The organism is Neisseria sp. DTU_2020_1000833_1_SI_GRL_NUU_006 (assembly GCA_032388755.1).
GTDB classification, from domain to species: domain Bacteria; phylum Pseudomonadota; class Gammaproteobacteria; order Burkholderiales; family Neisseriaceae; genus Neisseria; species Neisseria sicca_C.
Genome location: CP135593.1, coordinates 2,500,464 through 2,514,108, shown reverse-complemented (window position 1 = coordinate 2,514,108; position 13,645 = coordinate 2,500,464). Strand labels below are relative to the sequence as shown.

11 protein-coding genes, 1 tRNA gene and 1 pseudogene are annotated in these 13,645 nt (G+C 43.0%); 2 read left to right on the top strand and 11 right to left on the bottom strand.

Annotated features, from left to right (window positions below):
* Positions 1-312: 312 nt before the first annotated feature.
* The 7 genes and pseudogenes from RSJ68_12200 to rlmD all read right to left on the bottom strand — a co-directional run bounded on the left by RSJ68_12200 (position 313) and on the right by rlmD (position 6,172).
* Positions 313-388, bottom strand: a tRNA-Asn gene (locus RSJ68_12200).
* Positions 389-485: 97 nt separating this feature from the next.
* On the bottom strand, positions 486-845 hold the full coding sequence (locus tag RSJ68_12195; protein ID WNU97131.1) for a roadblock/LC7 domain-containing protein: 360 nt from the start codon (positions 843-845) through the stop codon (positions 486-488).
* Positions 846-884: 39 nt separating this feature from the next.
* A complete protein-coding gene (locus RSJ68_12190; protein WNU97130.1) occupies positions 885-1,526 on the bottom strand; it encodes a peptidase M23 in 642 nt (213 codons plus the stop codon).
* A gap of 5 nt (positions 1,527-1,531) precedes the next feature.
* Entirely contained in the window at positions 1,532-2,068 is a 537-nt protein-coding gene (locus RSJ68_12185) for an ATP/GTP-binding protein (GenBank protein WNU97129.1), read from the bottom strand.
* 12 nt (positions 2,069-2,080) lie between these two features.
* Positions 2,081-3,172, bottom strand: a complete 1,092-nt coding sequence (locus RSJ68_12180; protein ID WNU97128.1) for a response regulator — start codon at positions 3,170-3,172, stop codon at positions 2,081-2,083.
* A gap of 24 nt (positions 3,173-3,196) precedes the next feature.
* On the bottom strand, positions 3,197-4,648 hold the full coding sequence (locus RSJ68_12175) for a 23S rRNA methyltransferase (protein ID WNU97127.1): 1,452 nt from the start codon (positions 4,646-4,648) through the stop codon (positions 3,197-3,199).
* A 145-nt stretch (positions 4,649-4,793) separates the two neighbouring features.
* Positions 4,794-6,172: pseudogene (gene rlmD, locus RSJ68_12170) on the bottom strand (23S rRNA (uracil(1939)-C(5))-methyltransferase RlmD).
* 97 nt (positions 6,173-6,269) lie between these two features.
* Here rlmD and RSJ68_12165 point away from each other — a divergent pair.
* The gene (locus RSJ68_12165) at positions 6,270-7,268 is read left to right on the top strand and encodes a L,D-transpeptidase (protein ID WNU97126.1); all 999 of its coding nucleotides are present in this window, start codon (positions 6,270-6,272) and stop codon (positions 7,266-7,268) included.
* Between the two features lie 284 nt (positions 7,269-7,552).
* Positions 7,553-8,596 carry an N-acetyl-gamma-glutamyl-phosphate reductase gene (gene argC, locus RSJ68_12160; protein WNU97125.1) on the top strand — a complete coding sequence of 348 codons (1,044 nt, stop codon included), beginning with the start codon at positions 7,553-7,555 and terminating at the stop codon, positions 8,594-8,596.
* A 97-nt stretch (positions 8,597-8,693) separates the two neighbouring features.
* On the opposite strand, the gene aroB is transcribed toward argC, so the two are convergent.
* The 4 genes from aroB to RSJ68_12140 form a co-directional block, all read right to left on the bottom strand.
* Complete coding sequence (gene aroB, locus RSJ68_12155; GenBank protein WNU97124.1) at positions 8,694-9,773, bottom strand: 3-dehydroquinate synthase; 1,080 nt, start codon at positions 9,771-9,773, stop codon at positions 8,694-8,696.
* A 198-nt stretch (positions 9,774-9,971) separates the two neighbouring features.
* On the bottom strand, positions 9,972-10,508 hold the full coding sequence (locus tag RSJ68_12150) for a shikimate kinase (GenBank protein WNU97123.1): 537 nt from the start codon (positions 10,506-10,508) through the stop codon (positions 9,972-9,974).
* Positions 10,509-10,944: 436 nt separating this feature from the next.
* Positions 10,945-13,068, bottom strand: coding sequence for a type IV pilus secretin PilQ (gene pilQ / locus RSJ68_12145; GenBank protein WNU97122.1), 2,124 nt, complete (start codon positions 13,066-13,068; stop codon positions 10,945-10,947).
* 18 nt (positions 13,069-13,086) lie between these two features.
* Positions 13,087-13,641, bottom strand: a complete 555-nt coding sequence (locus RSJ68_12140; GenBank protein WNU97121.1) for a pilus assembly protein PilP — start codon at positions 13,639-13,641, stop codon at positions 13,087-13,089.
* Between the last annotated feature and the right edge of the window lie 4 nt (positions 13,642-13,645).

The window sequence follows — 13,645 nt, the reverse complement described above, 5'->3', positions numbered from 1 at the left end:
AACTATTGAAAATCGTATCCACTTATACTGCTTCAAAAATCCTACATATCTACCCTATGCATTTTCTTATTTAGTAAATGAACATATATAATAAAAAGCAACAGTACAAGCATCATAACGCTAAACGTTCTTGAACCACTATTTTCCCTAAGAATCAAGGATTAGGCTGTGTATTCCTGATTGGAAAATTTCCTATAAATAAGGATGCGTCGTATTTAAAACATCATAAAAAGCGAGAGAGGTCGTCTGAAATATTTCAGACGACCTCTAAGTAAATAAGACAAAAGCCTGAAACAATCAGGCTTTTATATTTGGCTCCCCGACCTGGGCTCGAACCAGGGACCTGCGGATTAACAGTCCGTCGCTCTACCGACTGAGCTATCGGGGAAAGATTGCGAATTATAGAGAAAGAAGTAACTTACGTCAACACTATTTTAAAAAAATACAATGGCGTAAGTTCCCAAAATACAGATGGAAACCGGAATTTATAGAATTTCAGCAATATGCTTCGCAGCACGCTTGGCATCTAACAAAATCAAACCCAGCTTACCGCTTTCCCTTGCCATCAAAGCCAAAACAGCGTTTTCTCCTGCCTGACTCAGCAAAATATAACCTGTCTTCCCTTTCACCATGACCTGATCAAGCTCACCGCAAGCCAACTCATGGACGGAGCGGTTACCCAATGCCAGCAATGTTGCCGACATTGCACCAACACGGTCTGCATTTAAATGCGTCGGCAACATGGTTGCAATAGGCAAACCGTCAGTAGAAATAACGGCTGAAGCAGTAATATCAGGAGAGGTATTATTCAAATCGCTCAATACAGAAATCAATAATTGTTGCATACATATTCCATTCTAAAATAATAATCGGTATCTAGTGTGTTAACGGCTTCCATAGCGGTAGTATAAAACTTTGACCAAGGTTACAAATGCCTCCTTGTTCAAATCAGGCATACCGCCGATAACCAAAATCAACTTGGTATTACCGATATATAAGGGGAAGAAAGTCAACTCACTTTGTCCTGAAGGATCGCAAATACCCCATGCATTATTATTAATATGCAGATTATTACGGATTAATAGGCGATGGCTGCTGTCCATCTTTGTCACTTCACTGGCCAAAAGCCCCAACTCTTCGGCAGCCTCGTGATGAAAATTCGCATTTGCAAAATACAATCCGTTCTCGTCTGCCAATAATGCCTTACCTGAGCTTGAAAGTTGCTCCAATAAGGAAGGCAATTGCTCGTCAGTAAGATGCATATCCTCATTACTGGCATTTTCATCACCATACAAAAATTCAAGGCGTTGTAGACGGTACAGTAAATTCAAAGCGGTATTGATATCGCTCGTATCTGCCCATGCCAAAATTTTCTCACTGCTGATAACCTCTGTCGGGCTTGCTTTCAGCAAACTATATAACAAAGTGCGGCTGGCACTGGGAGTATCACTCGTCACCGCATAATATGCCCCTGCCGGTGTAACTTTAGGATATAAATTTGATTGTAAAGAAAGAGTCGATTCCATTTATTTTATACCTCTAAACCCGGGTCGATTGAGAACAACATTGCACTTACCAATTGTTTTACATCATCTTCTCTTCGAGCATCAATCTCAAATACCGGCACATTAAAATTGTTTTGAGCCAAGTATTTCTGATAAACGTCAACGCTTGGCAATGATCGAATATCCATCTTGGTGACACCGACAACCAGCGGGGCTTTTTTCAATAATTCACGGAAAGCCTCTAAGAAAAATTGCAGGTCTTTTAGTGGGTTAGTACGGGTATTATCCAAAAGTAGAACCAAACCCATACTACCTTGACTTAAAATCTCCCACATAAAATTAAAGCGTTCCTGCCCCGGTGTACCATAAAGGTGGACCTTCACCTCTTCATCCAAATGAATAACTCCATAATCCATTGCTACAGTAGTATAACCTTTTCGCACCAATGTCATATCGGAAGCTGATGCGTCCGTTTGCACAGGAGGCTCATCCGACAAAGCTGAAATAGCTGTTGTTTTACCCACTCCGACCGGACCGGTAAAGATAATCTTATTTTCCTTCATTACATGTCCTTCTTATCGTTTTCCCAATAACTTACGCATCAATCGTTGCAGCAGTCCGCGTGGCTGTTCTTGCGACGGTCCTGCAATCTTCTCAGCATCTTTTACCATCTGACTATCAGGCACATTGCTATTTACATCAACTTGTTCGGAAACATTAGTCTGATTGTGTGCGTATTCAGTGTCCGTTGCCAAGAAACCGGTTACGGAGGTAGCTGCAAGATAATTCAATATATCAGGCATCTCCAACGGCATAACCTTATAGAGGATATTCAGATTAACCGATGTTTTAGTCAAAAAGGCGGACAGTCTCATAGATTCAGGCACAGGAGCCAGCCTGGTCAGATTGGGCCAACGTTTCAATGTAAAAATAGTTTGAGGTGTCATCGGATAAATCAGACGACCTTGTGCAGTCCAAATCGCCATCTGCCACAGACAAGACATAATGGTAACTTTGGCTTTCTCCTTCCATTGAGGATTATCAGGTACTACTTTGCATACCACAGAAAGATCGTCATCTTTACAAAGCCCCTCCAAATCATGCGCATTAACAGTCAACAAAACACGCTGAATACTTGGGAAAACTATCAATACCGGCTTGCCCTCATGTAAAACGGCAATATCCTGATGGCCTTGACTAGCGAACTTCAATGCTCCCAACAATCCTTTATTCGGATTAAACCGTTTGATTGTTGCTTTTCGCCCTTCGGTACTACCATTACCCTGAGTATTTTGTTTTGCTGCCTCACTATCAGCAGGATTAAAAACATTGCCACCTTGAGCCAAACTTCTCAATACAGGAAACAAGGTATCAAATTTGACCGGTTTAGGGAGATATGGCGTCTCCACGGAAGGTTCTTGTGAGCAAAACATCGCAACTGGAATATCGGAATATTCAATTTTCAACGTTTTCCAAGTCTCAATACCGTCAGCCGTATCTGTATCTACCAGAACCAAATCCGGCTTTTCAGCAGAACCCGTACCAATAATTTGATAATTCGTCGTATTGTGCATTTTGAAAGCCATACGGAATACAGCTTCCTGCTGCTCTTTCATATCACAAAGCATAACCCGTATGGTTTTAATTTTAGGTAACAGATTGTCCATAGATGGTACTCTCTAAATGTTATTTTATTTTTTTGAATATTGATTTACGCGTTGAAGCAAACGGCTCATAGCCAAAATAACCTCTTCCGGCAAACTGACAACGCGTTCACGCAAGATGCGTAAGAAATGTTCCAAACGTGCCCAGTCTTCAACTCTTTCGTAAAGATCAAACAACATGATATATAGCTGAGACTCTTGCGGATATTGCAGTACGGCCTGCTCCAAAGTATCAACAGCCAAATCCAACTGACCATACATCAATAGCGACTCGACTTCTTTTAGAGCCTCATCAGCAGGTGAAGAATTCATGCTGATAACGGACGAGTCTTTTTGTACCAAATCTCGGTATTTTGCCTTCATTTGCAAAGAAGTAGGTTGCAAATAACCTCTGGCCAAACCGATTTCTTTTACGCGGTTCTCATTTGGTCCCTTTTCCAAATCATCAAAAACCTCATGATAGCCTAGACTATATCCCCAGCCGAGCATACGTTCTTTCACTTGGCGGCCATATTGGCCGAGTGAGTGATAAAGCTTCCATAAATGTTGCGCAAACTGACCAATTTCTTCATTTTGGTAGTCCAACTTCAAAGCATCAATAATTAAGCTGGCAGGTTTTGGAGAGGTTTGAATAGCACGGTTGTATTGTTGTACTGCCGTTTTATAATCAACCTTATCCTTCAAAATTTTCGCACCGTGCTCAGGTTTAACAAACCCAATAACTGCACCCATTTCCTCAGGGGTGATGTCATTAAATTCTTTTTTTCCCAACACGATTAAAGAACGTTTTGAAGCTTGAGAAGTTGGAGAAGTGTGCTGCACATCATCTGATGAAGTTGAATCCGATTCTGGAGAATCTTCTATTCCTGAAGTTTCACCAATTCTGCGCTCAATTTCCTGCAAGCTCCATCTCAAACGCTCCTCCGCCAAAACACGCAGGCGCAAGTGCGTCGGCTCAGTCATTAAACCGACCTTAACGTATTCAGCCAAACTCTCTTCGGACAAAACCAATCCGTGTTTTTCCAACGCATCAGCCAACATATCGATATTACCGACACGGAGACTCAGCCCGATTAATTCATGAACCAGCTTTTCGGGAGCTCCATCACCTAATCCGTTCAGATACCCGGCTAAAGACTCCGCAGCCTTGCTTTCATAACCGAACTGTTTGTACACCTGATATTCAGTCAGAGGATCAACTTCCTGGGCAGATACTGATGCTGTTGAGCCAGAGGTCTCTCCACCACCCCATTCCCAATCCTGTTGTTCAGTATTAGAAACGGATTGATTGACCTGATCCATCCAATCCGGAGTAACAACATCCTCATCTTTTTGATTTGGTTTGTTATGATGTATTGATGATTTGGCAACCTTAGTTGTTTTTTTATGTGTCGTTCCGCTTTGTTTGAAGCGGATAAACAGCAATACAACCAACAAAAGCGCCAACAATACGATTAAAAGTGAATAATCCAAGAACACCTCCCGTTACTGTGGAGCAGCAAACAAACTATATTTTATATTCATATCCAGCAACCATCAAAATTGCCGAATCATCTTATTTTCTGAGTGAATTATGATAACATGATTCAACCGATAATTACATAAAAAACCATTTTGCAAATACCTATATACTATTTTCCAAATCGAAGACACCTATAGATTCGACATGCGAAGTCTGTGCAAACATATTCATTACCCCTGCCAATTTCAGCTTATAGCCCTTATTTACCAGCACTTCCGCATCTCTGGCAAAGGTTGCCGGATTGCAAGAAACATATACTATCCTTACCGGCAAATACGGAGCATGTAGTGATTTGACAACAGCATAGGCACCGCCTCTCGGGGGATCAAGCAACATCTTGTCGAATTGACCCCATGACGCTACCACAACCTCATCTGTTTCAAACAAATCCGCTTCAAAGAAGGATACCCTATCGGAACAACCGTTAGCCGAAGCATTGTTTCGTGCTCGCTTAACCAACGAACCTTCACCTTCGATTCCAACCACCTCAGCCCCGCTTTTTGCCATAGGAATACTGAAGTTTCCAAGCCCGCAAAACAAATCTGCAATACGCTCGTTTTTCTGAATATCTAGAAGTTTCAAAGCCCTGCCAACCATCACTCCATTTAAGCCTGCATTAATCTGGGTAAAATCCCCGGGTTTGTACGGCATTTCAACCTCAAACTCAGGTAAAGCATATCCCAAAGGCTGACAATCTTTCGGATAGAATGGCTGGGCCTCCTGTCTTCGGGCTTGCAGCCAAATCTGCCACTGTTTTTTCTCATGACCGAATATCGTATCAAACCATTTTTCAAGTTGTCTCAATTTTTGACTAGGCGGTTTTTTTTTCCGGAACAAATGTTCAAAACCGTTAGTTTTTCGCTATTAAAAAACTCAATGAATAGCAAATCCAAATCTATCAAACTTTGCAACATTTGCTTTATTTTTGGCAACTTCTCAGAAATATGAGCCGGCAACACCATACATGAATCGACATCAATCACTTCATGACTCTTTTTTGCCTTAAACCCGATTTTCAGACGACCACCTGCATCCTTTGAAATACTCAGTCTGGCACGCTCCCGATAATGCCATGGTGTTCCATATATAGCTGGGAGAATCTGCTTGGGTCGGATTTTGCCGATGCGTTCCAACTGCTCTTCCATAATGCGTTGTTTAAATGCAATCTGGGCTGTCGAATCAATGTGCTGTATTGAACAACCACCGCATGTATCAAAATACCTACACTTCGGCTCAACTCGATTTTCCGAATATCGGGTAATGTCAATGACCCGTGCTTCATCAAATTGTTTTTTTGAACGGATGATTTCAAACCGCACCCGCTCTCCCGGCATCGCTCCTTCAATAAACAATGCCTTACCATTAACGCGCGCGACACCTCTTCCTTCATAATCCAAAGAAAAAATATCCGCCTCGCCCTCATATTGCCTGTTATCTGTCCGCATCTTCATCAAGAAAATCCATTTTGCCCGACAGGGCACATTTTGTTTGCAAAAACGCATATTCTCGCACAAAACCAAAAAGATTCAGGTATGATTGCCCGAAATATTTCCCCCCCCCTTTTTTAAATTTTAAAACATGAAAAAAATTCTCTTCAGTACAAGCCTTGCAGCTTTGGCCGCCTACGCAACTGCCAACACACCTGTTCCTGATGTTTCCCCCGTCTCACAAGGTCAACATGTTGTCATCAACATTCCGCAACAGCGTCTGTTCCTCTATACCGACGGACAATTAACAAAAATTTATCCCGTTGCTGTCGGCAAAGCCATGACCCAAACCAACCTTGGGGAACACAAAATCGGAGCCAAAGCTTTTAATCCTACTTGGCACATTCCGAAATCTATTCAAAAAGAACGCGGAGACGGCGTCAAATCCGTACCGCCCGGCCCCAATAATCCTCTGGGTCCTGTCTTTGTCCGCTTGGGCGATCCGAAATTCAGTTTGGGCATTCACGGCACGAACGCGCCTGCCAGCGTACCGGGCGTCCGTAGCCACGGTTGTGTGCGCATGAAGTCTCCGGATGCGCTTGAATTTGCAAAAACCATCGCAACCGGCGCCCCTGCTTCCGTCATTTACCAACTTGCCAGCCTCAACGAAGATGCCAATAAAAATCTTTGGCTGGCTGCATATCGCGATCCTTACAATAAAAAGAACCTCGATACCGATGCTCTGAAAAAAAGTATTGCCGCCTGGGCTAAGGCGCACGGCAAAACGATTAATGCCGCCCGTATCGATGCAATTTTGAAGGCGCGTACCGGAGCGGCAAACTGTTTGACCTGTGCTAAAGGCGTCAAATTGAAAACCCCGCTGAAATCCTTGGCATGGATGAGCGGCTCAAGTGCCTTCAGCAAACCGAAAGTCATGCCGAAACCAGCCCCGGTGAAAGATGAAGTATTACCCGCCGGTTCTGAAATCGAAATAGATGCCGAAGATACTCCGACTCCGAAAGCGGCTTCGGAATACTCACCAAGCAAACCCAAAGCTGCCGAATACAATCCCCCACCGGCGGCTTCTACACCTTCCTATCCCAAATATGATCTGCCGGCAGACGGAGATCCTACTTCATTGCTGTTTTAAGTAGAGATTGCCCTGTAACTGTTTAAAATAAAATAGGTTGCTCACCACTTATCCTGTATGGACGGAAATAACCATTAAGTATTTTCCCTTTAAAGGTCGTCTGAAAACTCGTCTTCCATGTTTTCAGACGACTTTTTCTTTTATAGATGTCAGTACTTTTTCGTATTGCTCATAGTGGCTGTTTCCACTATACATCACCGTTCCTCTATAATGGACAACAGTATTCGAACGAAGTCGATACCGGCAAATCTGCCTACATCTAAAAATTACTCTTGGAGAAATCTATGAATTCGAAAATCAAAGTCGGCATCGTCGGTGCAACAGGCTACACCGGCGTAGAGCTTTTACGGCTTCTCAGCAGTCATCCGAATATCGAAATTACAACGGTAACCAGCCGCAGCGAGTCAGGTAAAGCAGTTTCTGATTACTTTCCCAGTCTGAGGGGAGTCTACGATCTGACCTTTCAATCCCCCGAACACGCCGGTTTAGAAAAATGCGATATTGTCTTTTTCGCCACCCCAAATGGAATCGCCATGAACGATGCCCCCCGTCTTTTGGAAAAAGGTATCCGCATCGTCGACTTATCCGCTGACTTTCGTATACAGGATATTCCCACATGGGAACATTGGTACAAAATGAAGCACGCCAGCCCCGATATTGTTCCTCAAGCGGTGTACGGGTTAAGTGAATTAAACCGCGATGCCATCGCATCTGCACAAATCGTTGCCAACCCCGGCTGTTATCCGACCTGCGTTTCACTGCCTTTACTCCCATTGCTGAAAGAAGGTCGTCTGAAACCGCAGATGCCATTGATTGCGGACTGTAAATCAGGCGTATCCGGCGCAGGTCGGAAAGCCAATACCGGCTCGCTGCTTTGCGAGGCAGGGGATAATTTTAAAGCCTACGGCATTACGGGACACCGACACCAGCCCGAAATTCGGCAAACCATCGCCACATTGCAACCAGGAATTGCCGAACATTTCATTTTCGTTCCCCATCTGACACCCATGATCCGGGGTATGCACGCCACTTTATACCTGCATCTTGAGGACGGTTGCAATCCGGAAGCTGTTTTACGCGAATTTTATCGGGACAGTCCTTTTGTGGACATCATGCCGGCCGGTTCAACACCAGAAACCCGCAGCGTGCGCGGGGCAAACCTTTGCCGTGTCAGCATCCAAAAATCTTCGTCTGACAATGTATGGATCGCTCTGTCCGTCATCGACAACTTAGTTAAAGGGGCGGCAGGACAAGCTGTTCAAAATATGAATATCATGTTCGGCTTTGATGAAAAACTCGGTTTGATACAAACTCCACTCCTACCTTAATCATATAAAAAGGTCGTCTGAAAACTTTTCAGACGACCTTCTCTATTTTTGACTCATGCGACAATGAATATGCACGGCACATTTACTGGAATGCGCATTACAAATACGGCTGCAAAGTCCGCTTTAAAATATCAATATCGCTAACTTCAGTAATATTGGCTTCCCCCAAACGGTTCAGCCCGATAAAGCGCATCACGCCGCTACTGACCTTTTTGTCATGACTCATATGGCTGATCCATTTTTCAAACGGGAATTTAGGCGGCAATGACGGTAATCCTGCAGCCTCCATTAAAACAGCGATTCGACGTGTGTCCGCATCGGAAATTTTACCCAATTCTTCGGATAATCTACCTGCCAGCACGCAACCCGCTGCCACTGCCTCACCATGCAACCATACTCCGTAACCCATTTCCGCCTCGATAGCGTGTCCGAAAGTATGGCCGAGATTAAGCCACGCGCGGATACCTTGTTCGGTTTCATCTTTGGCAACAATGTCGGCTTTCATTTTGCAGCAGTGATATACCGCCTGCGTCAATTTCTCTTGGTTTTGCGCCATCAAATCCGTAACGTTTTGTTCCAACCACTCAAAGAAATCAACATCGCCAAGCGCACCATATTTAATAACTTCTGCCATACCTGCCGATAATTCTCGGCGCGGCAAGGTCTTCAATGTTTCCAAATCAGCCAAGACCGCCTGCGGTTGGTAAAACGCACCAATCATATTTTTTCCAAGCGGATGGTTGATACCCGTCTTCCCACCAACGGATGAATCCACCTGACTCAACAAAGTTGTCGGAATTTGGATAAACGGCGCACCTCGTTGGTACGTTGCAGCGGCAAAGCCGACCATATCGCCGATTACCCCGCCACCCAATGCAATTAGTGTAGTTTTCCGTTCGGCTCTGTTTTCCATCAATCCGTCAAAAATAAGGTTCAATGTCTGCCAGTTTTTATATTTTTCGCCATCCGGCAAGATAATGCTGAAATGCCTGATACCGATTCTGTCCAAACTCATTTGAAGATTTTTCAGATATAAAGGCGCAACAGTCTCGTTGGTTATGATTGCGGCTGTTTTATTCAAATAAGGCTTAAGTAAACTATCAGCCTGCCCGATAAGGTCATACCCGATAAAAATAGGATATTGGTGAGACGGAGTTTGAACAGTCAAAGTACGCATAGGAGAAGACTCCTTGTCAAAATAAATCATGTAGTAACAACGCAAAATAATATACGCTTACCGCTCTATTGAAAACTGACTAGTTAGATAAAGAACATTTTATCAAGCAAAACCAATAGGTGGGGGCGAACATATAACTAAAAGTCGTCTGAAACCGTTTTTACATTTCAGACGACCTAATCAACAAAGGCAACACCTTCAATCATCATATTCAATGAATTTCTGCCCATCCAAACATTCAACCAATTTTCGAAGGGTTTTAGCACAGCTCTCCGACTCTATAACGATATGCGCGGTCTCACGATAAATCGGATCCCGAACCATATACAATTCGCGTAATTTTTTTAAAGGATCGTCCGTTTTTAAAAGCGGGCGGCTGCTATCATAACGTGTACGCTCCAACAGCACCTCAGGTAATGCATGCAAATAAACCACCGTACCATGCTCACGCAGGCAACATCGGTTTTCTTCACGCAAAACCGAACCCCCTCCCGTCGACAACACAATGCCGTTTAATGCCGACAGCTTTTTCAGCATCAAAGTCTCACGGTGGCGGAATCCTTCCTCTCCTTCCATCTCAAAAATAGTGGAAATAGAAACACCTGACGCTGAGCAAATTTCCAAATCACTATCATAAAACGGGCAATCGTACATTTGAGCAAACTGCCTTCCCAGCGTTGTTTTTCCTGCCCCCATCAATCCGATAAGAATTAAATTACCATTGAGCTTTTCCATGAAGGTGTTCATCCGATACAAGATTTATGAATACTGCCAGGCATGCGTTGGCGCTTATTTATACTTAGTTTTCCGACAATACCGATTATATCGTGTTTAACCCTGCTTACCTAAGACCATGGATGGTATTAAAGATTACGTGATGTTTTCAGACGACCTATTTATAGTAATAGCAGCTTTGCCCCACTCATTTGTCACAAACAATTTAGAATGAAAGTAGCCTTCAGTGTATAAAAAACTCAATATCTCTTACTATGTGGCGAAGTCTAGATTTAACTCCTCAATAAATAGAAATACATCATCGAATATAGCTATTACCATTTATGGATATTTCACCATATTCCTTCCAAAATAAACAAAAATCCCTAAAATTCCCTATCTAATTTGTGCCAATTAAAAAAGCATATACCCTTCCGAGTATATGCCTTTTCCAATTTTAGTAGCGGAGATTGCTGCCTACACCATCCATAATTCGCGGAGTGATGAAAACCAGCAATTCGCGACGCTCTTCTTTTTTCGCACGGGATTTGAACAAATTGCCTACCACTGGCAAATCGCCCAATAATGGTACTTTGTTAATCGTATCGCTATTATCTTCTTCATAGATACCGCCAACAATCAACGTGCCACCATCTTCAACCATCGCCTGAGTATTCAAGTTTTTAGTCTGAATACATTTGGTAATCAAAGAGTCCACTGTACAGTCTTGCGGCGTATCTTTGGTAATTTTTACAGTCATAATAACTTGACCATCAGGCGTTACATTCGGCGTTACCGTTAAGCCCAACACGGCTTTTTTGAACGAAACTGAAGTTGCACCACTGGAAGAAGCCTCCTGATACGGTATTTCGGTACCGGACTCAATAGTAGCCTCTCTACGGTCTTGAGTTAGGACACGCGGATTAGAAATGGTTTTACTTTTACCGGTAGCCTCCGAAGCAGAAATTTCCAAACCCAATGCACCTGATGACAAAGCTCGTACTAGAGCAATATTATTAGTTGCCGCCGCCGCAGGCAGGCTAATGTTCGGTTGTAAAGACCATGTACGGTAATTTGCATCGCCTCGCAAAACAGCCTGGTTATCTTGCGCATTACTCCAAGAGTTACCCCAAGCGTTGCTTCCTTTGGATCCTGCGACACCGAATTTCACACCCAAATCACGCGAAAAACCGTCTTTTGCTTCAACGATACGGGCTTCAACCATGACTTGACGAGTCGGTACATCCAATTCCTCAATCAATTTACGGAATTTTTCTACAACATTTCGATTATCCGTAATAATCAAAGTATTCGTCGCAGGATCGATCAGCGCACTGCCACGGCTGCTCAATAAGGTATTTCTACCATTGGAGTTTCCACTATTGTTGTCGTCCAAACGCAAAATTTTCCGGAACTCTTCTACATTTTTATACTTCAATTGGAAAGTTTGGGAATATAAAGGCCCCAGTTCGGCAATTTCTTTCTCCGCCTGCAAGAAAGCCTTATCTTTAGCCAACAATTCATCACGAGGTGCGATATTGATAATATTGCCTTGTCGACGCATATCCAAATTACGCGCCTGCATAACCAAATCCAAAGCCTGATCCCAAGGCACATCTTTTAAAGAAAGTGTCATTTTGCCATTCACGGAATCACTGGCCACGATATTAACCCCTGACTCCTTCGCAAGGATTTGCAAAATGGTACGTACTTCAACATCTTGGAAGTCCAGGGAAATTTTACGGCCGCGGAAAGATTTGTTTGGATTTGCATTCAGCCCACTTGATTCCGTACTTGCGGACTTAGGCATTACTTCAAAAGCAAATTGACCATTTGCAGCTTTGGTATTGAAATCCCAATTGCCATTATTACGAATAATTAGTTGAGCATCATTTCCAATACGTTTTAACGTAATATTTTTAACCGGTGTACTGAAATCGGCAACATCCAAACTGCGTTGCGCTTGTGTCGGCAACGGATAATTTTTCAGAGTAATAATAACCCGATCACGTTGTTGCTTCACTTCAGGTTTTCCTGTAAAAGCAGGCGCATTCAATTCCACAATACCTGAGTTATGTGCACCCTTCCTGAAGTCAATATTAGCTGAATTTACCGTTTGTTTAACTGCTTCAGACGAGCCTGCCTTCTGACGTGCATTTGCATTATTTGAAATAGCCGCAGAAGTTGTGGTTCGATCAGATGATTCTGTAACGAATACCCATACTTCATTACCATGGACTTCGGTATTATATTGCGCCGCTTTATTCAATCCCAAAACAATGCGAGATCGGTCATTATTCTGAGCCGCAGTAATTTGATTTAACAAAGAATCCGCGTATTCCAATACAGGTTGAGCCAATTGAATATTTGTTTTGGCAAAATCCAAGGCAATTCGGGACGGAGTGGATGTAACAAAGCCGCTCGGGCTAATCACATCCCGGTCAAAACGGATTTTGATAATTTTTTGACTATCCGGCAAAGTTGATACATTAATATCAGTAATATTACCAGCCAATGCAATTTGTGCTGCTGCAATCATACTGATACCGGCAAATAATTTCGTCATATTCTTAGTTTTCATGAAGTGAGACCCCTTAAATTAGTTTGAATTCGTTGCTGAAGCATTACTGGCATCATTTGAACTATTTTCAGCATTATTGCTTAATGGCAATTCCGCCTTTCGATAAATCCAATTGCCCGAACTATCCTCAACTAACTCTGTCAAAACAATCAAATCATCAGTAATGCTTTGGATTTTTCCATAATTTTGTCCGATATAGTTCCCCGGATAAACTGTATAGACATGTCCATTTACATCAATAAAACCGGCAGTTTTACTGCCATTGCTCAGCATCCCTACGTACCGCATATTTTCTAAACTGAATGCTTCCAATGCTTCTTTTGGACGATTAGGATTTGGAGCGTTGCTACCTTTAGGTGCATTATCCAACCGTCGAAAATCGAATGCATTTAAACCACTGTAAGCCGGTGGATTATAAACAGCCGGAGGGTTCACTACCGGAGCCTCAAATGGAATGATATGAGACTTGGCATCCTGACGTGTCTTAGTCATCCACTCATTCAAATCGTCATATGCCGGTGTACACCCCGTCAATGACAGGACACTTGTAAGTAAGAAAATTTTATTTTTCATGATT

Coding starts and splice junctions, on each gene's coding strand:
- RSJ68_12195 (WNU97131.1), bottom strand. CDS start 845: ATGCAACAATTATTGATTTCTGTATTGAGCGATTTGAATAATACCTCT.
- RSJ68_12190 (WNU97130.1), bottom strand. CDS start 1,526: ATGGAATCGACTCTTTCTTTACAATCAAATTTATATCCTAAAGTTACA.
- RSJ68_12185 (WNU97129.1), bottom strand. CDS start 2,068: ATGAAGGAAAATAAGATTATCTTTACCGGTCCGGTCGGAGTGGGTAAA.
- RSJ68_12180 (WNU97128.1), bottom strand. CDS start 3,172: ATGGACAATCTGTTACCTAAAATTAAAACCATACGGGTTATGCTTTGT.
- RSJ68_12165 (WNU97126.1), top strand. CDS start 6,270: ATGAAAAAAATTCTCTTCAGTACAAGCCTTGCAGCTTTGGCCGCCTAC.
- argC (WNU97125.1), top strand. CDS start 7,553: ATGAATTCGAAAATCAAAGTCGGCATCGTCGGTGCAACAGGCTACACC.
- aroB (WNU97124.1), bottom strand. CDS start 9,773: ATGCGTACTTTGACTGTTCAAACTCCGTCTCACCAATATCCTATTTTT.
- RSJ68_12150 (WNU97123.1), bottom strand. CDS start 10,508: ATGGAAAAGCTCAATGGTAATTTAATTCTTATCGGATTGATGGGGGCA.
- pilQ (WNU97122.1), bottom strand. CDS start 13,068: ATGAAAACTAAGAATATGACGAAATTATTTGCCGGTATCAGTATGATT.
- RSJ68_12140 (WNU97121.1), bottom strand. CDS start 13,641: ATGAAAAATAAAATTTTCTTACTTACAAGTGTCCTGTCATTGACGGGG.